Annotated in this window: 20 protein-coding genes; 16 read left to right on the forward strand and 4 right to left on the reverse strand. The window is 40.2% G+C overall.

Annotated elements, in window-relative coordinates; all coding sequences use genetic code 11:
• From BM278_RS14730 to BM278_RS14740, 3 genes are all read left to right on the forward strand, one after another.
• The coding region (locus BM278_RS14730; protein ID WP_143093459.1) for a zinc ribbon domain-containing protein at positions 1-199 on the forward strand (199 nt) is incomplete at its 5' end.
• A gap of 236 nt (positions 200-435) precedes the next feature.
• A complete protein-coding gene (locus tag BM278_RS14735; RefSeq protein ID WP_062679016.1) occupies positions 436-744 on the forward strand; it encodes an AbrB/MazE/SpoVT family DNA-binding domain-containing protein in 309 nt (102 codons plus the stop codon).
• Positions 744-1,130, forward strand: a complete 387-nt coding sequence (locus tag BM278_RS14740) for a type II toxin-antitoxin system PemK/MazF family toxin (RefSeq protein WP_033020639.1) — start codon at positions 744-746, stop codon at positions 1,128-1,130. Before BM278_RS14735 ends, BM278_RS14740 begins: the two co-directional genes overlap by 1 nt.
• Before the next feature lie 440 nt (positions 1,131-1,570).
• On the opposite strand, the gene BM278_RS14745 is transcribed toward BM278_RS14740, so the two are convergent.
• Positions 1,571-1,969 carry a hypothetical protein gene (locus BM278_RS14745; RefSeq protein WP_090951170.1) on the reverse strand — a complete coding sequence of 133 codons (399 nt, stop codon included), beginning with the start codon at positions 1,967-1,969 and terminating at the stop codon, positions 1,571-1,573.
• 595 nt (positions 1,970-2,564) lie between these two features.
• Between BM278_RS14745 and BM278_RS14750 the strand changes: the two genes are divergently transcribed.
• The 4 genes from BM278_RS14750 to BM278_RS18855 all read left to right on the forward strand — a co-directional run bounded on the left by BM278_RS14750 (position 2,565) and on the right by BM278_RS18855 (position 5,120).
• A complete protein-coding gene (locus tag BM278_RS14750) occupies positions 2,565-2,957 on the forward strand; it encodes a hypothetical protein (protein ID WP_090951174.1) in 393 nt (130 codons plus the stop codon).
• Positions 2,958-2,961: 4 nt separating this feature from the next.
• The gene (locus BM278_RS14755; RefSeq protein ID WP_090951177.1) at positions 2,962-3,756 is read left to right on the forward strand and encodes an ImmA/IrrE family metallo-endopeptidase; all 795 of its coding nucleotides are present in this window, start codon (positions 2,962-2,964) and stop codon (positions 3,754-3,756) included.
• Positions 3,753-4,649 (forward strand): hypothetical protein, encoded by an 897-nt coding sequence (locus BM278_RS14760; RefSeq protein ID WP_090951180.1) that lies wholly within the window; start codon positions 3,753-3,755, stop codon positions 4,647-4,649. Before BM278_RS14755 ends, BM278_RS14760 begins: the two co-directional genes overlap by 4 nt.
• A gap of 255 nt (positions 4,650-4,904) precedes the next feature.
• On the forward strand, positions 4,905-5,120 hold the full coding sequence (locus tag BM278_RS18855; protein ID WP_167359650.1) for a hypothetical protein: 216 nt from the start codon (positions 4,905-4,907) through the stop codon (positions 5,118-5,120).
• Between the two features lie 155 nt (positions 5,121-5,275).
• Here the strand turns inward: BM278_RS18855 and BM278_RS14765 are convergent, their stop codons facing one another.
• Positions 5,276-6,226, reverse strand: a complete 951-nt coding sequence (locus BM278_RS14765) for a stalk domain-containing protein (RefSeq protein ID WP_090951182.1) — start codon at positions 6,224-6,226, stop codon at positions 5,276-5,278.
• Positions 6,227-6,851: 625 nt separating this feature from the next.
• Here BM278_RS14765 and BM278_RS14770 point away from each other — a divergent pair.
• The 7 genes from BM278_RS14770 to BM278_RS14800 all read left to right on the forward strand — a co-directional run bounded on the left by BM278_RS14770 (position 6,852) and on the right by BM278_RS14800 (position 20,204).
• Entirely contained in the window at positions 6,852-7,991 is a 1,140-nt protein-coding gene (locus BM278_RS14770; protein ID WP_167359651.1) for an Ig-like domain-containing domain, read from the forward strand.
• Between the two features lie 326 nt (positions 7,992-8,317).
• Positions 8,318-14,410 carry a lamin tail domain-containing protein gene (locus tag BM278_RS14775; RefSeq protein WP_090951188.1) on the forward strand — a complete coding sequence of 2,031 codons (6,093 nt, stop codon included), beginning with the start codon at positions 8,318-8,320 and terminating at the stop codon, positions 14,408-14,410.
• Between the two features lie 807 nt (positions 14,411-15,217).
• Entirely contained in the window at positions 15,218-16,327 is a 1,110-nt protein-coding gene (locus BM278_RS14780) for an ATP-binding protein (protein ID WP_090951191.1), read from the forward strand.
• A gap of 277 nt (positions 16,328-16,604) precedes the next feature.
• Positions 16,605-16,832, forward strand: coding sequence for an STAS domain-containing protein (locus BM278_RS14785; protein WP_244151190.1), 228 nt, complete (start codon positions 16,605-16,607; stop codon positions 16,830-16,832).
• Positions 16,833-16,923: 91 nt separating this feature from the next.
• The gene (locus BM278_RS14790; protein WP_003247900.1) at positions 16,924-17,754 is read left to right on the forward strand and encodes a PP2C family protein-serine/threonine phosphatase; all 831 of its coding nucleotides are present in this window, start codon (positions 16,924-16,926) and stop codon (positions 17,752-17,754) included.
• 42 nt (positions 17,755-17,796) lie between these two features.
• The gene (locus BM278_RS14795) at positions 17,797-19,875 is read left to right on the forward strand and encodes a FapA family protein (RefSeq protein WP_090951195.1); all 2,079 of its coding nucleotides are present in this window, start codon (positions 17,797-17,799) and stop codon (positions 19,873-19,875) included.
• A gap of 17 nt (positions 19,876-19,892) precedes the next feature.
• Entirely contained in the window at positions 19,893-20,204 is a 312-nt protein-coding gene (locus tag BM278_RS14800) for an STAS domain-containing protein (RefSeq protein ID WP_341871192.1), read from the forward strand.
• Between the two features lie 228 nt (positions 20,205-20,432).
• On the opposite strand, the gene BM278_RS14810 is transcribed toward BM278_RS14800, so the two are convergent.
• Positions 20,433-21,620 (reverse strand): efflux RND transporter periplasmic adaptor subunit, encoded by a 1,188-nt coding sequence (locus BM278_RS14810; protein ID WP_090951201.1) that lies wholly within the window; start codon positions 21,618-21,620, stop codon positions 20,433-20,435.
• Positions 21,621-21,638: 18 nt separating this feature from the next.
• On the reverse strand, positions 21,639-22,298 hold the full coding sequence (locus BM278_RS14815) for a hypothetical protein (RefSeq protein ID WP_090951205.1): 660 nt from the start codon (positions 22,296-22,298) through the stop codon (positions 21,639-21,641).
• Between the two features lie 301 nt (positions 22,299-22,599).
• On the opposite strand from BM278_RS14815, the gene BM278_RS14820 reads away from it, so the two are divergent.
• Both BM278_RS14820 and BM278_RS14825 read left to right on the forward strand, forming a co-directional pair.
• Positions 22,600-23,781, forward strand: coding sequence for a polysaccharide deacetylase family protein (locus BM278_RS14820; RefSeq protein ID WP_090951208.1), 1,182 nt, complete (start codon positions 22,600-22,602; stop codon positions 23,779-23,781).
• A gap of 39 nt (positions 23,782-23,820) precedes the next feature.
• Positions 23,821-24,037, forward strand: a 217-nt coding sequence (locus BM278_RS14825) for a DUF4277 domain-containing protein (RefSeq protein WP_143093443.1), incomplete at its 3' end; no start/stop codon positions are given.

A 24,037-nucleotide genomic window follows, 5' to 3' on the forward strand; every position in this document is an offset into this window, starting at 1 on the left:
CGAACAGGGGAAGAAGCTGATCAAAATCGACAAATGGTTCCCCTCGTCCAAAACGTGTTCGTGCTGCGGTCGAGTCAAGGAGTCTCTATCGCTTTCTGAACGGACATTCCGCTGTGAATGTGGATTCGAGAGCGACAGGGACGTCAATGCGGCCATCAATATCAAACATGAGGGCATGAAACGATTGGCGATCGTCTAATTTGTCCTCGAACCGTGGGGCACACGGGGATCGCTCGGTCAACTTCCCATCATGAGATGGGATTACCCGAGAAGCCCCCACCTCTAAGCGAAGCGTAGGTGGTGGGAGTATGTCACTTAATCGATTCAAATGATCGCCTTTGCGACGAGAATATTTGTTTGTTGAAAAATCAGGGGTATCATTTTTTGGAATAATGTATATACTATGTATATACATTTTGGGTTGGGGGTGATATAATGAACTCAAAGGAACATTTAGAAAGCAAAATAAACCAAAGTAAAGGAGGGGACTACATGTCTACAGTTGTTGCTCAAAAATGGGGAAACAGTTTGGGCATTCGTATCCCAAAAGATGTTGCTGATAAAATAGGGATCAAACAAGGTTCCGAAATGGAATTAAACGTGATTGGAAATGAAGGTATCATCACATTAAAGCCAAAAAGAACACGGAAGAAATACACATTGGAAGAACTAATATCACAGATTACACCTGAAAATCGACACGAGGAAATTGATTTTGGGATAGAAGGGCGTGAATTGATTTAATGCCAGCAGACGTACCAGAGAGAGGCGATTTCGTTGTTTTAAACTTCAATCCACAAGCTGGTCATGAGCAGGCTGGGAGAAGGAATGCTATTGTTTTATCGCCTAAAGAATTCAATCAAGCAACAGGATTTATAGCTGTTTGTCCGATTACCAATCAAAAGAAGGGTTATCCCTTCGAAGTGGATTTACCAAAAGAAGGAATATCCCTTGATGGCGATGGCTATCCAATAACAGGGGTAGTTTTAACTGATCAAATTAAATCATTGGATTGGAAAGCTCGTAATCTAAAAATTTTAAAGAAGTATAATCCAGAAGATGCACAAATTGAAGAAATAGATAAAATCATTGATGAATGCCTAGCGAAAATAGAAACATATCTGACTTGACATGATCCTTTCTCTTTAGAAAGGGTTATTCTTTTGTGATGTAAAGTTTATTGAAAATTGAAAATTTTTGTGAAGTTGCTAAGAGGAATTTACACAATAATTTGGACTTGACTTTCATTAACAGAGCCTTATAAAAAAAGAGATAGCCGGCATTGGTTATCTCTGAACATCATGAGAAAGGTGCCTGTCACCACCTGGAAAATGTCGGAAAGCAATTTGAATGGAAGTAGTTTCTCGAACCAAAAGATAAAAATAAAGCCTTTAGAATGGCAGCAGAGCGGTTATTCTTTTGTGTCTGAAAATAGAAAGAGGGAGTCCATGTAAGTGATGGAAACTCCCTCTTTATTCGTTCTAGCAGGTCGGGGAATCCTCCCACGTTCTTGCCGCTTCTTGGATTTTTTCCTTTATTGCATCAGTTAACTGCCCGGCACTGTCTAACTTTATTGCTTCTTATTCGGCTTGTTTTCAATGATGAAAATAAAATCAGGTTTATAGTAAATGACCCCGTCATAAACGGCATCTCTTTCCGAGTTATGTACTTTGTGATCTGTAATAAATTCATCATCTGATATAAGAATAGATATTAATTTCCCGCTATCTTGGCTTATTTTCTTCACTTGCGTTTCAATTCTCTCGATTCTGTGCTCTGTATTTACCAATGAAGGGACAATATTTTCAGGATTTACATTTTTTTCAAACATTTTCTCCCTTATCATCTCAATAAACATATGCTGGATAAATGGCACCATCTTCAAAATAACTAAAAATGCTCTAGTTAACTGGTCTTCATGATGTGCATCTTTGCGTTCATAGGGGAAAAAGTAATTTAAATGGTCCATTTATGAATGCTCCTTTCCCGAATTATCGTATTATGTAATAAATTCGATGAAAACGAAAAAATCCCTTTGCCATTGCGGAAGCATACTTCTTGCTGATTATTACTGGGAGAGCATTGAAAAAGAGTGTTTCTGGCATGTAAAAAATGAATGAAATGGAAATGATGGTGTGTTTATTTTCGGATAAGAGAGTTTCTTGAATGGTCCGGACATAAAGCTTCCAGCTGTTGTGGCACTTCATTGATTTTTTATTCCGTCGGAGAAAAGCAAGCAACAAAGCAGGAGTTTGCGTTTTTCTTAGTCTATCTCCTTCCTCTAAGGAGTGAACGTTTGTGGGCACGGCGTCGGCGAAGCCATATAAAATAAATTATGTGTGAAAATAATGGCAGAAATTTTACTTATTAGCTAAAAAGTTATAAGGGAAGGGCGCAACATATAGCAATACATTCCTCTTTTTAAGGAAAAAATTAAGTTTGATCAAGAACTTTTTCCTAATTTTTTTGCATAAAATAATCATATATTCCGTTTTTTGAGGAAAATATATGGGAAATCAACACATTTTTATTTATAATTTATTGTAGATACGGAGGTGAAACTGATGGTAAATACAAACAAAATTGTAGGTCAGAATGTCAAAAAATATATAGAAAGTAAAGGTATTAAACATTCATGGGTGATGGAACGCACTGGTATTAAGAAGACAGCTTATTATAATTTCTTAAAAGGCGAAGGAAATGTGGAGGAGTATGTTGCAAAGATCAATAAGTTATTCCGCATTAAAGATCCGTTCTTTTTTTACAAGTCAGATATGGAATTCAAAGAAAAAACGTTTGAACGCAGCCGATCTGATTCATTTATGAATCATGTGGCACTTTCGTTTCACGGTACAGTGGACGAAGAATTAAAAAAAGGCATGCATCTTTTTAGTGAATTTGTTGAACTGATCGATGTTTTAAAATCAGTCACAAATTTGGAAAATCCAAGGGGGTAGTCCATTGATTACAAAAGATAATCTTGAAATGATTCTAGAGCATAACAAAACATATTTGCCGAAAATGAGAAAGGCAATGGACCGTATTTACTCCCTCGGAGATCCTCTTGCACATGTAAAGCCGCTTGATTTTATAAAAACCTATCTTTACGAGCATGCAAATGTATTGCAGTTTCCGATTCAAAATGCTGACTATGGTGGGCTTGTGTATTACTATAACGGTGATTATTATGTCCATATTAATACCGCACAGCCGAGAATATATGAAAATTTCATGTGGGCGCACGAGTTTTATCATTTCTTTTTTGACAGAGAGAAATTGAAAAACCCTGACCAAAATTTTATCATGATTGATCATATTTATGATGAAAAGGAGCGGCTTCCTAATCTCTTCGCTTCTGAATTTTTGATTAATGACTTTGTATTAGAAAGAAGCTTTCAATTTTTAGAAACTGCTCATACGAAACAATCTCTTCCAGAAAAAATTATGCGATTAATCAGTATCTTCCAGATCCCGTATAAAGCGTTAGTTGTGAAACTTGCTCAAAACGAATTGATCACGATTAATGAAGCGAAAAGCGCATTGGACTATGATTATAGAAATCGTATTCCTTATGATATAGACAAATCATTTTTCGAGCCTAGTTATACAATAAACATCAGCGGATTTGATGAATTATATGAAAAAGCGAAAGGATTGATGTATGAGGAGGATCTTCAATCGATTAAAAAATCTTATGATAAGCTATATGAACAAGTGTTGGCGTCAGTGCATGATCAAAGGGGGACTAAAGGATGAAGGTCCTCGATTCTCCTGTTTTAGAATCGGTTCGTCCGTTTATTTCAGATAATACGGAGCAATTGTACCAGTCACTAAACGAACATCAGGCATTTTATATGTTCGATAATATGATTTTAACAAAATTAAGAAAACAAATATCCAATTTGCCGCTTTTGCTTCAAGCGTTTCATCAGTCTCCGGTTTTTCTTATTCCTGATGTAGTGTTAGAAGAGTCTTTTAGGAATATTCCCACAAAGGAACGGTATAACGATTATTACTTTGAACTTTTCCAGCAATTATCGGCGAAGAAACAACTATACATTATATCGATGGAAACTATTTACCAGTTATTAGCAAAAGGGATGACAAAAAAGCAATACATATTTGATGCGATGAAACAACTAGCTTTGGAAGCTTTCAGAGTAAATAGAGATATTATTAACAATTTGGAACGATGTGAATTATCCTCTTTTTCGGATCTTCCGAAATTCAGGCAAATCATTTTACATAACGGAAATAATGCAGGAGAGCGCTTTATTTGTTTTTTCGCATTATTGCTTGTTCACCAGTACTACGGTCCTGCCTATATATGTAGTGATGACGGCAAAGGTGTATATACGATGTATAGTACTTTTGTCAATAACGAAAGTTTATTTCGAATGTTAGGTGTCGATGATTTTTTGATGTTGAAAGAGCAATACATCCTGCTGTCTTATGACTGTATTCTACAATTATCCATTAAGAATACGGAATTAAGCTCAGAAGAAATCTATGCTTTCGTGCAGAGCAGCGGTCGAAACGAGTCAAGGAAGGTCATTTATTCGTTAGATGGACAGTCATTCCATACAGAAATTAAAAATGCAAATTTCGCCAAATGGATAGAAGAGGGGAAAATAGAGATTTTCTTTTAATTCTGTTGTCAATCATGAAATCTTTAAAATGGATTTTAGAGTCGGATTCATTTTATCATCGGCTTTAACACGGGTAAATGAGGTTTCTTCATTAAGAAATAAACGACATCATAACTAAAGAGAAAGATGTTCAAGCGACCATTCGGGAGGACAAGCGGAATAAGTTTGCAACTGTAATACTGGTTCAAAATTCAAAAGCCATACTGCTTCATTATTTCGACAAGCAGTATAACGGAGCGATGAGACGAGAGGATATTGAGCCTGCCGAATCAGCATATGAAAGTTATTGCGCTTTTGATCCTTGCCTTTATTAATCAACTGGGAGGAAAAAGGATGTTTTTTTATAAAAATGAAGCGTTTATTAAACTCGGTAAAGTGTATGATGAGTGTGAAATAAAGATCGCAAAGAAGAAAAAGCAAAAAATGGAGAGTGGAGTTCGGAGTTTTACAGAGTTGGCATTTAACAGATAATGTAGATCGATGATTTAGGATGTGTGTCATCATCACCCGGAAACACTCTTTATAATGAAGTTTTCGTAAAGAAAGCACCTTCCCTATATTTGCGGAAAAGGTGCTTTTTTCGTTTCGGGCATCTCATTCACCATGATGCAAAAACGGCATGCAGTTCAACGTTCATTTTTCAGCGCATTGATCAGCTCTTTTCCTCGGTTTTGCGGGTTCTTTCCGTCAAGTGCTGGTATTTTGAACTGCGGATGGCCGTTCAATTTTTTCGGTGATGGTATGTCAGTTGAAACGGAAACTTTGGAAGTTCCGCCTGAATAGTTTTGGGTTCGGCTGTATACGTTATCCTTTGCGTCGATAATGGCGTTATTTAAGTTAACATTATCTTCGTAAGCTTTCGTTAAAAAGCCGGTGGCGGCTTCTAAATCGCTTTCATTGCCGTAAGCAATATAATTCATCGCTTTTTCTATGCCTTGTGCATAGTTTTGCAAAATGGAAGAGGAAAGGCTTAGTTCGTTTGACAATTGCTCTTTATCAGCCGCGCTAATGACCGTGCTAGATTTTTCCTTTTCCACTAGCTGCGAATAGCCAGGAAGCAAAACCTCATTGTAGTAGTCAATATATGAATTCATATCTTCTAATAATGATTCAAGCAAATCGGTGCTTCCTTTATCGGTAAAATCGAATAGCGCGAGGAAAAATCGATCCATGATGCGATAAAGTTCGGACGATAGCCACTCAACATCATCATGCATTTTATATAACTGGCTGTATGCCTTTAAATTATTTACATCTTGCGCCGTTGTTCCTTTTGGCAATGTAATATCGGCGTTCATCGTCTTTGTGTTGTAGCTGACTTTTGCGCCCAGCAGTTCGGATACTTCCCGCAAAGGAATAAGCGTGACTCCGCTTTCATGGTACCATGTATCTTTTTTCACCGCTTTTCCATTGACTCTAATGCCGATGCGATTTTTATGTACTTTTTCTTGTTCCACAGTCGCAATATTGCCTCTCGGTGTTTTATACTGACCAATTACTTTTCCCGCGGAAGCGACTCCCCCAGCCATTAGTGTTGTCATCAATGTTCCTATCAAGATTTTTTTCCCCAGTTTCACCGAAATTCCTCCTATTATAACAATTTTCCTAATTTTATCACGAATTTATTATATAGGAAACTAGATTTTTTACGATTTTGTTTTGATCTTTGTGATATATCGTAGTTAATATGAGTAATGTTGCTGAAATAGTTGCGGCCACACAAAGGTTAGAGAAACAACGGAAAAACGAAAAAACATCAATGTCTACTAACGCTGCGTCAATAAGCGGTGTACTGTTTCTGAGCGGAAGAACAAACGATGCGATCCGAATCAGAATCTCCTGCTTTCTCCAACAATCTGTAAAGGTATTAAAGAGATTTTACTTTATATTGGTTTGTGTGGATCCCGGCTTTAAACGAATTTCAGGGGTGTGAAAATCTTATAAGGCAATAACCTTTTATCTTGTTTTTGAGATATTTTATAAGGAAGAAGACTGTGACCGTGAAAAAAGAAGTATACAAAAATCCCTTTATGTTCTCGCTGGAACCATCAGAAAATTAGGACTATCATCCGATTTTCGCTTCTGTTTTTTTGCAAGATAATATGATACAGGTAAGCAATTAACGTACACTTGTATTACAAAGAGATAAAGGCTAAGAAGAGCTTCATGGGGCTGCTAGATATACGAGAAGGAGGAGAAGGCATGTATAAAAAGTTATCAATGATGGTGGCGGCTATTTTCGCGGCAGGTTCGATTTTATCGGCACCTGCGTTTGCGGAGCCAAAAGGCCACAATGAGCCTTCGAAAAACCACGAAGAGAAAAAGCAAGACGAGAATAAGAATGGGGAAAAAGAAAAGGAAAAGGAAAAACAAAAAGAGCAAAAAGGCTATACCCAACAGTTGAAATCCATTGACAAGCAGCTCGATAAAATCGAAGAAAAACTACGATTCTACAAGAATAAGCTGGCTGATTTGAAAGAAGAGGATTCGGAGGAACCGGTAACGGAGCCGACGACGGAGGAAGAACCGTCGCTAACAGCACCGACGGGAGACGACACGGTGGATAACGGGACAAGTCCGTCCGGAGAACAAGGGGAAACGCCTGCCGCTGGTGAAACGGCAGAGGCACCTGCAACAAATGAAGCGGTAGCAAATACGGCGTTTCAAAACGAAGCGAATGAAACAGGTGGCGAAACTACATCAGAAGAAAGTGGCACAAAAACAGAATTGGCGGATGATTCCACAGAAACATCGGAAGGAGTAGAGGAAGGCCCGACAGATGAAGAAATCGAGCAAGAAGTAGAGGAAATAGAAGAAGATGTGCAAGAAAATCCTAGCTACATCGGGAAACTGCACGCGTTAGAAAATCGGTTGAATGCTGTCAAAAACCGTTTGGATGCCCTTTCGTCGAAAATTAGCGATCAAGCTTTGCTTCAAGAAAGATACGATCGTATCGAAGCATTAAGAACGGAGATTCAACAACTATTGAGCTCTATGGATAATATAGGGAAGAAAATAAAGGAACAAATCGAAAAAGATGAGGAAGCTGAAGAAAAAGAGACGGTAACGGGCGTTCCGGCAACGAAAGAATGGGCGGTCAAATTCAATAAAAGCTTAGACGAGCAAACACTTTCCGAGATAGATTTTGTCGTGCTCGACGCAGACGGAAATGTGGTGGAAACTACCATTCAATACGAGGATGCGGAAAGAACAGTAAAAGTTATACCGCTTCAGCCATATAAATCTGGGCAAACTTATACGCTTTATATCGGCAAAGAAATTAAAGACATGAAAGGACTCAGTCTGAAAAAAGCCGTAAAAATGAAATTTGTTGTGAAATAACTAGAAAAAAGTAACGGCCTGCATCTTTTCAAAAGATGCGGGTCATTTTTTGTATGAGGATATACTTTCATCCATCGTCTCATCTGAAATGTAAAGATGAAAAATAGGTAAAAGAATCAAGATTGGGCGCGATCGCTAAGGTTGTGAATGGAGTAATTTTTTATAAAATGGCAATGGGCGGACGAGCATAGGAAACGATTAAATTCGATTTTTACCTAAATTTAACATACCATCAATCTCTCTTTAAATTTGCGGCTCTATAATTAATTGTCGAAAAAGAAAAATAATTGTAAAAATATAGTCTGTTTAATGGGAGGTAAATAGAAATGCGCCTTTTTCGCTTCATTTTTATGAGGATGATGATCGTTTGTTTCGCTTTTTTTAGCGTTTTCTCCCCTTCTTCTCTATCCGCTATGGCAGTACAATCTCCAGAAATTCCGCCAAAGGAGCCAAAAGAAACGCCATCCCAGCAAACGCAATCTGCAATAAGTACAATAAGCAATACGACGAACTTACAACTTATACATGCTCCTATTACAAACATCAGCAATCAGCAAGATTTAGCGATCCGTGCGAAAGTGGAAAATGGCAGCGAAAATACGACTGTTACGCTTTTTTATCAAACTTCGCCTGATTTGGAGTGGAAGGCAAAACCTTTGACAAAAGAAAATAATGATGAATATTCAGGCACCATTTCCGCTGCTGAGTATGTGGGAACGAAGCTGTCTTATTATATTGAAGCAAAAGACGGAGAACAAACAACCTACTACCCAGCTAACAAGGAAGAACCTGTACAAGTAACAGTACAAGCAGAAAGAAACGATGATCCACAAAACAATCCAAGATTACTTATTACGGAGATCGTCCCTGACTCAACAAACACAGGAAAAAGTGATGGGTACGAGTTTATCGAGATTTACAATAACAGCAATCAGCCTATCTCCCTGCAAGACTATCAAATTATTTACCGCTATCCCGCATCTGATCGTAAAGCAGATGTCGTTTGGAAATTTGACGACGATAAAACGATTCCGGCACAAACTTCATTTGTCGCATGGATTAAAAATGGATCCAATGAAGATAAAACCATTGCCGATTTCAACAACAATTATAAATCTGAAGTCAGTAAAGACCAAATGACCACGATTCACTCAGCTGGCATGGCCAACGAAGCAGAAAGAACCATCATCATTGCGGATAAATTCCATAACGAAATTTCATCTGTGCGTTACGGAAAAGAAGATGTGGCAGAAAACAAGGGTATTCAGTATAAGGTAGCAAATGGTCAAAAGCAACTTGTAAATATCGGTTTAAGCAATCCTGCAAATCCGGGGAAAATGATTGAAGGACAGGTGCCTCGTGAACCTGTTCAAATCAGTCATGATACGCAGCCGCCGGTTATTGTGCATACGCCGGTAACGAAAGGAAAATGGCAAGAAGATATTAAGATGGAAGCGAAGGTGACAGATAACGAAAAAGTAGTTAGTGTCGTCTTATCCTACCGTTTTCAAGAAAATGGTGAATATATGTCGATTCCGATGGAACTAAGCAACGCGGAAACCAATACGTATTCTGCAGTCATTCCAAAAGAAAGAATTCTCACCAATGAAATATTTTATAAAATTGAAGCATTTGACGGAACACAAAAAGCGGAAACGAAAGAACAAAAAATTACCATCGACAGCGGATCGTTTGATTCTCAAAAATTGCCGCCATTATTAATTACAGAGCTTGTTCCGGATTCCACGAATGTCAACGGATTGGATGGCTACGAATTTATCGAGATTTACAACAATTCTTCCAAAGATATTAACTTAAAAGATTATAAGATTCACTATCGATACCCGATGGATGGCCCTGAGGCGGATTTAATATGGGGGCCGGAAAAAGAAGATATCATTTTGCCTGCAGGAAAAACGATGGTATTTTGGATTATCAATAAGGGGAATAAAGATAAGACGGTGGCAGATTTTAATTCACATTATGGAACTCAATTGGTGGAAAACGAAAGCATTGTGAAAATTTACTCCAATGGCATGTCCAATACGAACCATAACGGTATTGTGATTGCGACAAATACAGGCCATGATGTTGTCGCTGCGTATTATAATGACGAACTAAATGTAAAGGACACGGCAGCGGATAAAGGAATTTTCTACACGTTTCCAAGAGACGGCTCTCTCCACATGAAAAAATATAGCAGCGCCAAAGAACGTGCAACGCCGGGACAAGTGGCGCCGGTGCAAGTGCCTGATCAACCTGTTAACATTCCAGAAGATCATGAAAATCCTGCATTGGAAGATTTAACAACGCAAAAGCAAGTATCGGAATATGAGAATGTCCAGCTATTGTTTGACGCAAAAGATAATCAACAAGTCAAAACCGTTCGCCTTTTTTATAAAGACAATCAAGCGGCAGAATATAAATCGGTAGACTTGCTTCAAAACTTTAATGATGATTTATATCATTATACGATTTATTCACCGGAACTCATCGGAAAGTCATTTATTGAATATTATTTAGTCGTTTCCGATGGAACGAATGACGTTACAACGAGAAAACAACAAATATCTATTATTCATGAAGAGAAGCCACCGGGAGTCAGACTAAACGTAACAAATGAAACGATTTTGAATAAAACCGCCATCATTAAAGCTAGTTCCAATGATATATCAAACACAATGATCCGAATTGATTCGCAAGATGTCACCGCCGAAACGAAGCCGGCCCTTGAAGATCAAGCCTATTTTGCGGTCGAGATAAAGAAAACAAATCTTTATTTTAAAAACGGAATCACAATTGGAGATGACATATTACTCATCTTTGATGATACGGTTAATCAATATGTGACGTTAACAGTCCCGATTGATCCAAAGTACTTTGAGAAAGGGAAAGGAATGACGATTTCTGTTCGTTCAGGCACGAAAGTATCTCCATTTGATCAAGAATCAGAAGAAAACCGCGATGATTTTTATATTAAAAATGCCAGATTAGTATTGAAAGACGGAACGGTTCTTTACGATCCCGACTATGCAGATCCGCAAAAAGAAATTTCGGTAGGGGATGGGGCGTCATCACAGAAAACAGTGGATTTCACGTTTACGGTTCCAGATGAAAAGTACAATGCCAAAGCGTATGTGTGGGATACAACGAAAGAAGCGGAAGGAATGCATGTCATCCAAGCTACTGACGGGCAAAACACGGTAACAGCCAATGTGAAAGTGGACAATAGCGCTCCAATCATTACTCCTTCGGTGGAAGAAGGAAAAGAGTATAAAGGAGAATTTACGATTAATGCTGAGACGCAGGATGAAATTGCGGGAGTAAGCAAAGTGGAAGCAACTTTAGACGGAAAGCCGATTGCTTTGCCATTTGCGACATCATCCGCGGAATTATCGAAAGGGCAGCATACGTTAATGTTGAAAGCGGTCGACCATGTCGGAAACGCTGCATCCAAAACGGTCACATTTTCGACTGTAGAGGAGCATCCTTTCAGCCCTGAAGTCCTTTCGCCGAAACATCAAGAAAAAAATGTATCAACATCGCCAAAATTAAAGGTAAAAGTTTCTGATCCTACGAAAGATGATTTGCGCGTTTCTTTCTTCAAGGGGTACCAATACCAACCGGGAGAAAAAGAGTTATCGATTTATCAAAATCATGTTGATCGCGAACCGCCGAAAGAGATGGTTCCAAAAGGGGAAACGGTTGTCGCAGGAGAGGAACTCAAAAAATTAGAAAAAGCAGATTCCCAATATGTTGTCACGAAATCAACCAACCAATTTCCGTATCAGCGTTTCCAAGTGAAATTAGATAAAGAAATCGGTGCAAATGATGAAATTCAATTTACATGGGAAGGAAAGTCTCTTTTAGGCCGAAAAGTAACGATGTATGTTTGGAATTACGCTGCTAATAAATGGGAAGCATTGTATTGGAAAGTAGCTGAAAACGATGAAAATTTTACGCTGCAAGGAACTGTGAAAGGTACGGATTATGTGAAAAACCAAACGGTTCAAGTGATGGTGCAGGACGAAATTGCGTCGACCACTCAATTTGATTACACGTTTGTTTGGATGTCTGATACGCAATATTATTCGGAAAGCTATCCGCATATTTTTAAGCGAATGACAGAATGGATTGCGGAAAAACAACAGGAATTAAACATTCAATATGTTTTCCATACGGGCGATTTAGTCGATGAAGCAGAAGACGAGATGCAATGGAACAACGCGAATGATGCGATGAGCATACTTGATAAGCATAACGTTCCATACGGCGTGCTGGCCGGCAACCACGATGTCGGCCATAAAACAGGGGATTATAGCCACTACAGCAAATATTTTGGGGAAGATCGTTTTAAAGGAAAAGATTATTATGGAGAATCTTATAAAAATAACCGCGGTCATTACGATCTTGTCAGCGTAAATGGAAATGATTTCATCATGATTTATATGGGTTGGGGAGTGAATGATGAAGATATTGCTTGGATCAATGAAGTGCTTGCGAAATATCCTGACCGAATGGCGATTTTAAACTTCCATGAATATTTGCTTGTATCAGGAAATCGTAGCCCGATTGGCGATAAAATTTATGAAAAAGTGGTTGTTCCAAACAAAAATGTCATTGCGGTGCTTTGCGGGCATTATCATGATAGCGAGACATTGATCGACGAAATCGACGATGACAAAGATGGCAAACCAGACCGCAAAGTGTATCAAATACTCGCTGACTATCAAGGAGGGCCGGAAGGTGGGCAAGGATTTATGCGGCTACTTCACGTGAATCCTGTCGAAAACAAAATTTATGTAAAAACATATTCTCCGTATTTGAATAAATACAATTTTTATGACAGTACGGAATATCCTGGAAAAGATGAATTTGTCATCGATATGAACTTGACACCTCAAGAAAAAGTAGTCGCAACGGATAGATTTGAAGTCAATGTGTTTACAAATCAAAAAATTGGCGAAGTAGCGAAAGTAAAAGACAATGAAGCGGCTGAGACGGAATGGAAAAATCTAGTAGAAGAAAAAGAGTACGGATGGTATGTAATGGTTGAGGATGATTTTAAAGGAAAGACTCGTTCTTCTATTTGGACTTTTACAACAGCGAAAGGGACGACCTATCCGGGAAACGGAAACCATAATGGAGAGAATCCGCCTCCATCCGATGATAAGAATCCAGACGAGCAAAGACCGCCAATGGATGGAGAGGTGATTTTGCCAGAGAATTCAATGTCCATAACTGAAGAAATCATGCAAGATGGAAGGAAAAAAATTACCGCAACGATTGCAAAGACAGCAATAGAAGATTACATCTCTAAGGAAACCGCATTTGATACATTAACCATTATATTACGTCCAGAAAAAAGCAAAGAATTTACAGAAGTGAAATTCTCATCCGATATTATTGAACTTTTAAATAAGAAAAATCAGCAATCTGCCATTCAGGTCGAGACAGGAAATGGCACATACAGCTTGCCTATAAAAGAGTTGAATCTTTCCAATTTGGCTAAACAGCTGAACACATCTGCCGATCGGATGCAGATTGCGATTCGGATCAATACCATTTCTGATAGAGAAGGCGTGTTGCAAAAACACCGATTAACTGCTGTATCGAATATTATTGATTTTGCTGTGCTTGCTTCAGCTGGCAACAAAGAGGTCGAACTAAATCGATTTACGCAACCAATTAAACGTTCGATTAAGTTGGAAAACAAAGTAAATGTAAATCGAGCGACCGTCATAAGATTGAATGAAGATGGCACCTTTACCGCTTTGCCTAGTTACTTTAATGGAAATGAAGCTGTTTTTAGAAGTATGACAAACAGCAAATATGCCGTCATAGAGCATTATCAAACGTTCTCCGATATTAAAGGGCTTTGGAACAAAGAAGATGTGGAAAAACTGGCATCTAAATGGATTATTCACGGTCGCAAAGACGGTACGTATGGACCTTTAGAAGATACGAAGCGAATTCATTTAGCTGTTTTGCTCACTCGCAGTCTTGGTCTGGCGGCATCGAAAAAATATGACGGACGATTCACCGATGTGAAGGGAGACGAATGGTTTGCGAAAGAATTAATGGCTGCGGTCGAAGCGGGGATCATTAACGGAAAAGAGGATGGGCGTTTTGCACCTTATGAATCGGTTACCCGCGAACAGGCTGCCGCGATGATATCCCGTGCGATGCGATATGTTGGATATGATAAACAGAAGCTGGATGCAGGAAAATCGATCAAAAACTATAAAGACTTTCATGCGATCGGCGTTTGGGCTCGGGATGATGTAGAGTTATTGCTGCGGGCCGGCATCATGGAAGGAAGTGGAACAGAGCGATTTGCTCCGCGTGAACTTGCGAATCGTTCTCATATCGCCGCTATCTTGAACCGTTTCTTAGTATTTGTTGGCTATATAAATTAAACTGGTGTGCTGCTGCCGGCCAAAGTTTGCCAGAAGATGGACTGGATCCATAGGAAAGGAGAACGCACAGTGCGCCCATCACTTGCTTGCTGAACAGACAATGGAGGGCCTTTTCCCGAAATTTCATCGGGGAAAGGCTTTTCGATTTTTCTTGGGAAACAGTGTATACGCCATCATTTTTGGAGGCCCGAATGCTTTGTCTCCGCGCACGCAGCATTTCAATTTCCGTTAAAAAAATGGTGCGCAGCCCTTTCCGATTTTGTATATGATTGCGTCCACATGCATAAAAAACGGTAGGATTCTTGGCGCTTGCCTCCTCAGTTAAATGCTGTTCCATCGGGATAAAGACATGTCTCACCGTTTCCGGTGTTGTTTGCTGCATAAAAAGGCACTTTTATTTTTTATGCATAATTTATACAAAAATTTTATATATTATTGTTCAGGGCACATCTAGATACATTGACCTATGTCTTTTTATTTAAAAAATTGTCTGCTTATAATAAAAAAATCCTATAATTTGCCGATATAATAAGTAGAAAGACATATTTTATAAGGGGGAAATAATTAAAAAACAACATGAAAAAAGACCCAGTAAACTATTAATAATTTACTTATATTAAAAAAGATGGTATATTATACAAATTTTTAAGCTTTTTTACTGATATTATTTTTCTTTCATTTCGATAAGATGGATTTTTTGGAGAGATTACAGATGGCAAATCCTTATTTTCAAAAAAAGATTAACCCAAAACTGCTGAAGTTTTGCCAGAGCTATATGAGACTACGGTCCGGAAAAGGAGCAGAAGTATGGAAAAACATTGTCGGCTGGCGGTAGCCATAACAGGTTCCGGCAAAGGGATTGGGAAATATTTGCTTTCCTTAATGACTCAACCACCGGGGGCGTTTGTCGATAAGATTCCCATCATGCCCCCTCCAGGAATCTTGCGGGGGGTTCTTCCATTGAGGAGGCTAATCGATAAATTTAAAGATGTTGATAAAAAATCTGGTTTTTTGGCCCCATCTCTCCCGACCGACTTATCTTATTCGGAACTTAGCTTTATGACGAAAAGAGGTTTTCTCGGGAAGAAGTTAAGCCAGTATCTCGGCTGCAATAAAGATGAAGGGGATTTTTTATTCTATCTTTCACTATCGAAACCATCTTTTACAAATCCGGATAGTGAAAATAAAGGCGAATGTATTCTTTATTTGAGTGAACTAATGTTAAAGTGGAGTGAACAAAAACAAGATATACCGTACCAAATTAAACGTTTAGACGTTCGGCCTGATATACAAAACGCCATGTTAAAGGCCTATGATATGTTCAAGGACGAGCTGTTTTCCTCATCCGATGCGGCGGAGGAACGAGAGATTGACGCTTGCTGTTGCGGAGGGCAATGGGAAGTTTACCGGGATGTGATGTTTGCTGCGACACAGGGGAAGTTCTTGCTTCTTACCGAAGAAGAAGTAAGCAAATATAAAGAAGGAATCGTGCTATGCGAAGGAAGGGTGAAAGATCGTTCCGATATACCAATTTTCCGCAATCTGGCGAAAGAAAAGCTTGAATCAGAAGGATTGAGCCAACCCACGATCATGAGATGGCTGTTAGTGTTATCGGAAGCTATTACAAATGCGATAAAACATGCAGAAGAAGGAACGATGACGATTCTCAAGGACGAAAAGAACAATGAAATACGGTTTGTCATCGAGGATAAGGGACCGGGATTTGCTTTAAAAGATTTGCCGAAAAAAACGCTTTTAGCCGGATATTCAACAAAAAAATCTTTGGGACAAGGCTTTACGCTGATGATGACAATAGCGAAACGCGTGTTATTGTTTACGTCGCCAAAAGGCTCTGTCTTAATTCTTAGTTTTGATATCCATAAAAAGAATCGGGATCAGTTGGGGAATGCCGGATAACGTTTAACGGGATTTTGCTGCTGGGAGCTGGCTTTTGAATATTTGTTCCATGTTTCGCTGAAATGATCGCCGGGCTATATAAGCGAGATGAAATAGCGGAAACATCAGCGAAAAAGCAGAAGGAACGGGAAAATGGCGAAGGAGCAGACAACGGCGGCCACAGAGATTGCCGGATTTGCCGTGGGCATCGCACGGACAGGCAAAAGAATGATCGGAAATATCCAACCCGTCGCTTGATTGTATGGACAAATTTAAACTTTCATGAGAGGAGATGCCTATGTCGCTGACAGTGAACAAAAAAGTAAAAGGGAAAACGTTGATTCTTAAAGTTAAAGGAGTTTTAGATATTTCAACGGTGCATGTCATAGCTTCTTATTTAAAAGAGATTGATCATATCGAAACTCTAATTTTTGATTTGTCTGACCTGGAATTGATTGATTCCACGGGGATTGGCACGATTCTGAACGCAATTTATTTATCGCAAGAAAAACATATTTCAAATTGAAACTTCAAGGCATGGACGAATTAACCGATAATGTTTTTGAAACGGTTGGTTTGTACCAAATTTTAGAAGCTATGCAAGGAGAGGTTAACTAATGTATAAGTACCGCCCGACTTTTACCCAGCGAGAGAGGGTCATAGACAACCAGCAGATCATGGATAACATGGATAAGACTTTGCAACGGGAAATTAACCTGGCCCGGAACATACAAATGCAGCTGTTAAACGGAAAGACCCCAGAGTTTGAGGGAGGAGAGGTCATCGGTTCCTCCCTTCCCGCAAGATTAATTGGGGGAGATTATTACGATTTTTATCCTTTAGTGAACGGAAAGATACGAATTGTCGTCGGGGATGTTATGGGAAAAGGAATCCCAGCGGCGATGCTTATGATTTTAACTCGCGACGCTTTCCGGAGAGTGGCGGAAATCACGGACAGTCCGGCAGAAACCTTAACATCTATGAACCAGGCATTGTACGAAGATTTGCGGACATTGAAATCATTTGTGACACTGATTTGTGCGGATTACGACCCGAAAACGGGCATTTTTACATACGCCAGTGCGGGACATCACCTTCCTCTTTATATTAATGGCCGGGACAAAACGATAAAAGAACTGCCAAAAGTCAGTGGAATTATGCTGGGCGGGCTTCCTGACCAAGTGTATAAAGAGATGTCGATACAATTAGATGAGCAAGATATTATATTTTTTTATACGGACGGGATTGTGGAAGCACAAAATAAAGATGGAGAGCAATATAAATTGGAACGGCTGGTACAAACATTATTGGAAAACCATGAAAAAAGTGTCGGCGAAATTGAAAGAAGCGTGATGGACTCCATCCACCAATTTACGCAAGGCGTTCCGCAAAAAGATGATATAACGATGGTCCTTTTAAAGGTAAGCAGACAAAAAAATGGATATTAACCGCTTAAATTTCCCTATGATCAGTGAAAGGGAGGGGTGCCCATGCAAAGTATTGTTGCAAAAGGGAAAGATATTAACGAAGCGATTGAACTTGGCTTAAAGTTATTGGGAACGGAAAAAGAAAAGGTCAGTATTGAAATTATTCAGACTGAAACGAAAGGTTTTTTAGGCATCGGCGCGAAACCAGCGATTGTGAAACTGACGAAGCTGGAGGCGGCTGAGGCGCAGCAAGCTCCTGACAAAAATGATGTAATCGAGCAAGCGGTTTCGGAAATAAATATGGAAGAAGTTGCTGTACTATCTGGCTTTTTGCCGGAGCGGGAACACGAAGGCGAACATCAGATTGGCACAAAGGAACCGGACGCTCTTGTCGGCAAAGCGTGGGTTAAGAATGGAGCGTTGTTTTGCAAAACGTCCCCGACTCATTTTCCGACAGTAACGATTGGCGAAGGAGTAAAATTATACCGCAATCATGAACTGGTGAAAGAAAAAACGACGATTGTGACAGAAAATGATGTGTATGAAATAAAAGTAGAAAACGAAAAAAAGGATACAAAATGGAAAGTTTGGATGGACGAGAAAAAATTAAAAGTGTTTTTATATGTGGAACCCGGTTATAAAATCACCCGCAAACTGCCGGATATCGAACCAAGCCAGCACATTGAGCTGGTTGTTGAAGAATATAAGGAAGTTTATAACACGCTAAGTTATGCTGACGTAATGCAAAAGTTAGAATCGCTGCAAGTGGCACATCAATTTATTCGTCAAGAACAAATCGTGAAAGCCCTTGAGGCGAAAGAACCGGGCACTTACGAGATTGCGACTGGCGTAAGCGCCAAAGATGGCAAAAATGGCTGGATCGAACTAAACATCGATTTACGGTCTCAGAGCGGTCCGACGGTCAATGAAGATGGAAAAGTCGATTATCGGGAAATCCGAAAAATTCCATCTGTTGAGAGAGGACAAGTGATCGCGACCGTTCATCCGCCCGTGCCTGGCCTGCCGGGAGTAACGGTGACAAACGAACCTCTTCCAGCTAAACAAACGTATCCAGTAGTGCTTCAAGCGGGGAGAGGAATCATCACGGTTGGCGACAAGATCGTTGCGACGGAATCCGGCCGCCCGCAAGTGGAACAACGGGGAAAACTTGTGAAAGTTTCCATTGCGCCAAAATTTACTCATACTGGGAATGTCGATTTATCGTCTGGCAATATCCGCTTTGCGGGAGATGTCGAAATATACGGCGACGTGGAGAAAAACATGGTTGTCGAAGCGGAAGGGGACATCATTGTTCATAAAACGGTCAATATGGCTTCGCTTGTTGCCTCCGGGGCGATTGTTGTTCATAGCAATGTCGTCAGTTCGGAAATTTCAGCGGGAAAAAATAATATGTTAGTGGCGGAATTGGGACATTTGCTTGGCATCATGCAGCAAAACATCGAAAAAATGATCGGTGTCATCCGACAGTTAACGCAATCTCCTGCTTTTAAATCGAGTGACTTTTCCAGAGGCGGCCTGCAGCCATTAATTCGAATATTGCTTGAGAAAAAGTTTCAGAGCCTTCCGCCGCTCGTCAAAAAATACGTGGAGATTGTAAGAAAGGGAGAGAATTATTTAGAGGATGACATATGGAGGGAAATAGCGGTTTCTTTGACAAAAGTTTTCTTATCTTTAACGAATGAAGTGATCTCCCTTGATTGGATTATCCAATTATCGCGAAAAATGAAAGAACTTCATGAAATTAGCGTGTCTCCTGTCAAACCGGATTCCTATGTTTCGCTTCCGAGTGCCCTCAATAGCCGCATTTATTGCAGCGGCGATGTGTTTGTCACTGGCCAGGGATGCATTAATACGAAAATTCACGCGGGTGGGATGCTAAAAATCAATGGTGTCATACGCGGCGGAGAAGTGTATGGACGATTAGGCGTGGAAATTAACGAGACGGGGTCGGAACGGGGAACACCCACGGTAATCGCTGTTCCGCATGACCAAAAAATTAGAATTAATAAGGCGATGGAAGGCACCATCCTTAAAATCGGAAACGTCAAACATGCATTAAAAGAAACTAGATATTATGTGGTCGCGTGTATCGACAAAGATGAACGGATTGTTTTCGAGTAATAGAAGGAGAGGTTGATATGATTCAATATTCTTTACATGAAAACGGTGAATATTTAGACGTAAAATTAGCCGGAGATTTAGATATAGATGGAACAGAAGTCATCGAAGAAGAACTGATTCCGAACATGGAAAAGTATCAAACGGTCAATATTAACTTTGAAGGGGTCCGGTTCGTGGATTCAACGGGAATGGGCTTGTTAATGAATATGGTCCAAAGCTTGAAAGAAAAAGGGATTAAGGTTACGATATCGAACGTCCAGCAAGACGTCATGAACGTGTTCGAAATTCTTCAACTTCCAGAAATTTTAGGGGAAGAAATTTTCATATAAATAAAATAAATCGCTGCCTCGTTGCGCCGCAAATTCGCTTGACGTGCCTCGGATATGGACGAGCGCAAATGGAGTTGTCGGAATCTTTTATATTGGCGAAGTCGGTGCGGGATTGTTAGCTAACAATGCCATAAAAGCGCGCATCTCTCTTATGCTTTGGCAGCATAAACGAAAAATCGGCCTTTTTTCCGCATGCGCGGAAAAGGCCGATTTTTTATGGGAAGATGTTTAACCATGGAACGAACGGAAAAACCCATCGAGAAAGTGTTTGACGATGTCCCATTTCGATAATTGCTTGACCGTTTCTTTTTTTGGCTTTTCCATTTCAAGCGGAACGATGACGTCCATTCCGCGCTTCATCCATTTCTCCGGGTGGGACACGATGTATTCATTCTCGCGAAGACCTCTCTCGATTTCTTGTTTTTTGCCGCGCGCGATTCCTAGCGTCACGTTCCGTTTTTCGAGTTTTCCGTTATGAATGACGTAGACGAACGATTTCGTTTTTTCCCGCCACACCGCGTTAGCGGGAACGGTGATCGCCCCGCTCTTTTCTTTTGTCACTATCGTGATGTTTACGTGATATCCGAAAGGAAGTTGTTTCGGCTGTTCGTTCAGCTGCACGGTAAACGGATATTCGCTTTTTGCTTGAAAGCTCGCTTCATTAATCGGAAATTTGCCGATGTCGGCGATCGTGCCGGCAAAAGATTCTTTTTCGTTCGGAACGCGGACAACCGCCGCCTGCCCGACGGCGAGTTTTTCGATTGTCCCTTCTTTCGCTTTTCCGCGAACGATGGCGGAAGAAGAAGCGATGGTGATCAACGGTTTGGACTTGTCATAGCTGATTTCTTCGACAACGCCTGCTGTTTTGCTTTCAACGACCTGTTCTTCTTTTTTCTCTGTTAACTCATTTTGTTGTTCTTCATATTCTTTCATTTGCCATTCGAGCAGCGTTTTTTCCCGCTCCGCTTCTCTCGCTTTTTCTTCCCATTGCATTTTTATGATGTCTTCGTTGGCGGAAGAAGACATAGTTGTGTAATAATCGATATCTTTGGCAAGTTGTTCGATTTGCGCGTTTAATTGTTCTTTTTTCAGGGCAATTTGCTGAATTTCCCGATCGACGTCCTCATCTGCGTAGCGTATCAACGGTGTGCCGACTTGCACTTCTTGTCCTTTTGCGACAAGAATTTCATCGATGGCGCCGAGCTGCGGATCGTAGTAAACGAATTGTCGCTCCGCCGGCGCGGTCAAGCCGTCAGCGCGAACGGTTTCTTTGATCGTTGTTTTCTCCGGTTTTGTCCGTTCATTCACATAAACCGATTTTGGAATTTTGCTATGTTCATTGAACAACATATAAAAGTTCGCGCATATACATAGTACTATTATGACGAGGAATATATATCGCTTCCATCGTTTCATCGCTATTCCTGCCTTTCATTAAGATCCGCTGAACGGAAATTCGGTGCACGCCGTTATTAGTAAAGCGAAAAAGACATAGACGGCGATGACGATCATCGCAACGCGTTGAACCGGTTTTTCCGTCAAAGAGCGAAGAGCGATGATTTGCAGCGATATCGCCCAAATCGAAAAGACGGAAACGGTTCGCAATAGCGACCATATAAAGGCGTGTTTCGTTATGTAAGGCCCCCACACGCTAAGGGAAAATGGGGAAAAGAGGTCCTTTACGCCGAAAAATAGTTGTAACGGAAAAAGAACAATATCTTCGAGTAAGAAGATGAGCAAAACTGGCAGTTGAATCGTTAATAGTTTTATAAAATCAACGTCAAAAAGCAAATAATAGATGATAGAAGAGATGAACAAAAATAATAGCGGAACGAATAGGCCGCCCAAAGCATGGCCAAACGCGAATAAAAGCTGCGAGAAAGCGAATTGTTCGCTTGTGTATCGGTCGAGATGCTTTGTCAGCTCTTCCGTGCCGATGCCGAAATAAGCCCGCAGCAATGAAAGAACAATGCTGGAAAATAATAAAATCAGAACGACGATCGCCACATTTTTCACCCGTTCCGCCTCTTTCAGCTGGGCAAACGCGGCTTTCGGATGAAAAATTTCCTTTAGCGGATTGCTTTTATACATCATAAACAAGTCCCCCATATGTATCAATATAGGCATAAACATATTGTAATACAAAGGCATGGAGTCTGTCATTACCCGAGGTGGCTCTGACGAGAAGGCTATGAATTTATGTTTTTATCCTCCTCATTGGGTGAATTCCAAGAATTTCTCTATTTTACTCACACGGATTTCCTTTTTATTTGCGCGAAGGAGGTGAATGTTTCCATGCATCATTGAAAAATAATTTTTTTGTTTAGTAGGAAATATTGCCAAACCATGGTAGAATAAACGATGTGGAATAAAAAGAATTTAAGGGGGGAATCGATTGAGACGCAGAGTATTGGGCAGCATGCTGCTTTTTGCGTTTCTATTTTTATTGCCTTATGAAAAACATGCAAAAGTGAATCAAAGCATATTTATTCAAACCGTTGGCCCATCGGCGCCCGTATATGCGTATATGGCGGATGAACTCAAGGAAGTAGGAAAAATATATAGTGGGCGAGTTTTTCAAGTGATTGGAGAAAATAAAACTCATTATTTCATTCAATACGGCTTTGTCAAAGGGATGGTGAAAAAGCAAGACGTAAAGCTTGGGAGACCCTCAAAGTTTACGAAACTGGCAAATCGTTTGAAAAGAAGCGTAATCGGAACGAAAGATTTACAAGTATATATTTTCCAAAATGGAAATCAACAGTCGATTGGAAAAATTAACGCCGGTGTTCGCTATCCAGTAAAGCAGGAGACGAAGCTTTTTTATGTCGTTGAACTTGGGGGAAGAGACGGATATATCTATAAGCGTGTAACGAAGAAAGATCCGGGAGTTCCTGTTTTGTTATATCATCATATTTTACAAGATAAGGATGAGCGCTTTTTCCGTGCTACGACAACCGTCCCGTTAAGCCAGTTTACGAGTGAAATGAATTACTTAAAGAAGCAAAATTATACGACGATTACCCCGCGGCAACTGTTGGCGTATGTCAAGAAGGAGCAGCTGCTTCCGCCAAAGTCGGTGTTGATAACATTTGACGATGGGCTGAAATCGAATTATGTGTACGCGTATCCGTTATTAAAACGGTTGAATTTTAAGGCGACGATCTTTATGATCACAGGGCGGATGCGTCCAGCTCCGCAGCCGTTTGACCCTAGAGGCTTGCAATTTTTAAGCAAACAGGAAGTGGCGGCAATGCGGGATGTGTTTACGTTTGAAAGCCACACAAGCCATTTTCATTTGTCCGATAAAAAACGCGGGCCTTATTTATTGTTTAAACCGTACAATGAAATCATGGAAGATTTAAAAGCGAGCATCGCCAAAGTAAACGCGACGGCGATCGCTTATCCGTTCGGCGCGTATAACGAACGGGTGATTCGAATCGTGAAAGACGCGGGGTTTACGATGGGGTTTACGACGAAAAAAGGCACTGTTTATCCGGGAGATCCAGTTTTTGACTCACATTTCGCACCCTCCCAACGAAAATCGGGAGGATTTTTTGTGTCCATCGTCGAATGAATCCTTGACATACAAGGAAAGTGAAGGAGTTTTTCTCTCATGAACGTTCAAGTCAAAAAGGTCTATCGCAATTATTATTTGAATATAATAAGTGCCCTATTCAAGAAACTGGGCCTGCCCCAATTGATTGACCATCTCGTTCCCGTTGATCCACAGTGCCAGACTCGAGTCAGCGATGCCGTTCAGGCCATCATCTACAATATGTTTGACGGCCGGCAAGCCCTCGTTCACGTGGAACGATGGGCTCAGGAGATCG

It is taken from the genome of Parageobacillus thermantarcticus, assembly GCF_900111865.1.
Taxonomy (GTDB): domain Bacteria; phylum Bacillota; class Bacilli; order Bacillales; family Anoxybacillaceae; genus Parageobacillus; species Parageobacillus thermantarcticus.

Coding starts and splice junctions, on each gene's coding strand:
- BM278_RS14735 (WP_062679016.1), top strand. CDS start 436: ATGAACTCAAAGGAACATTTAGAAAGCAAAATAAACCAAAGTAAAGGA.
- BM278_RS14740 (WP_033020639.1), top strand. CDS start 744: ATGCCAGCAGACGTACCAGAGAGAGGCGATTTCGTTGTTTTAAACTTC.
- BM278_RS14745 (WP_090951170.1), bottom strand. CDS start 1,969: ATGGACCATTTAAATTACTTTTTCCCCTATGAACGCAAAGATGCACAT.
- BM278_RS14750 (WP_090951174.1), top strand. CDS start 2,565: ATGGTAAATACAAACAAAATTGTAGGTCAGAATGTCAAAAAATATATA.
- BM278_RS14760 (WP_090951180.1), top strand. CDS start 3,753: ATGAAGGTCCTCGATTCTCCTGTTTTAGAATCGGTTCGTCCGTTTATT.
- BM278_RS14770 (WP_167359651.1), top strand. CDS start 6,852: ATGTATAAAAAGTTATCAATGATGGTGGCGGCTATTTTCGCGGCAGGT.
- BM278_RS14775 (WP_090951188.1), top strand. CDS start 8,318: ATGCGCCTTTTTCGCTTCATTTTTATGAGGATGATGATCGTTTGTTTC.
- BM278_RS14780 (WP_090951191.1), top strand. CDS start 15,218: ATGGAAAAACATTGTCGGCTGGCGGTAGCCATAACAGGTTCCGGCAAA.
- BM278_RS14785 (WP_244151190.1), top strand. CDS start 16,605: ATGTCGCTGACAGTGAACAAAAAAGTAAAAGGGAAAACGTTGATTCTT.
- BM278_RS14790 (WP_003247900.1), top strand. CDS start 16,924: ATGTATAAGTACCGCCCGACTTTTACCCAGCGAGAGAGGGTCATAGAC.
- BM278_RS14795 (WP_090951195.1), top strand. CDS start 17,797: ATGCAAAGTATTGTTGCAAAAGGGAAAGATATTAACGAAGCGATTGAA.
- BM278_RS14800 (WP_341871192.1), top strand. CDS start 19,893: ATGATTCAATATTCTTTACATGAAAACGGTGAATATTTAGACGTAAAA.
- BM278_RS14810 (WP_090951201.1), bottom strand. CDS start 21,620: ATGAAACGATGGAAGCGATATATATTCCTCGTCATAATAGTACTATGT.
- BM278_RS14815 (WP_090951205.1), bottom strand. CDS start 22,298: ATGATGTATAAAAGCAATCCGCTAAAGGAAATTTTTCATCCGAAAGCC.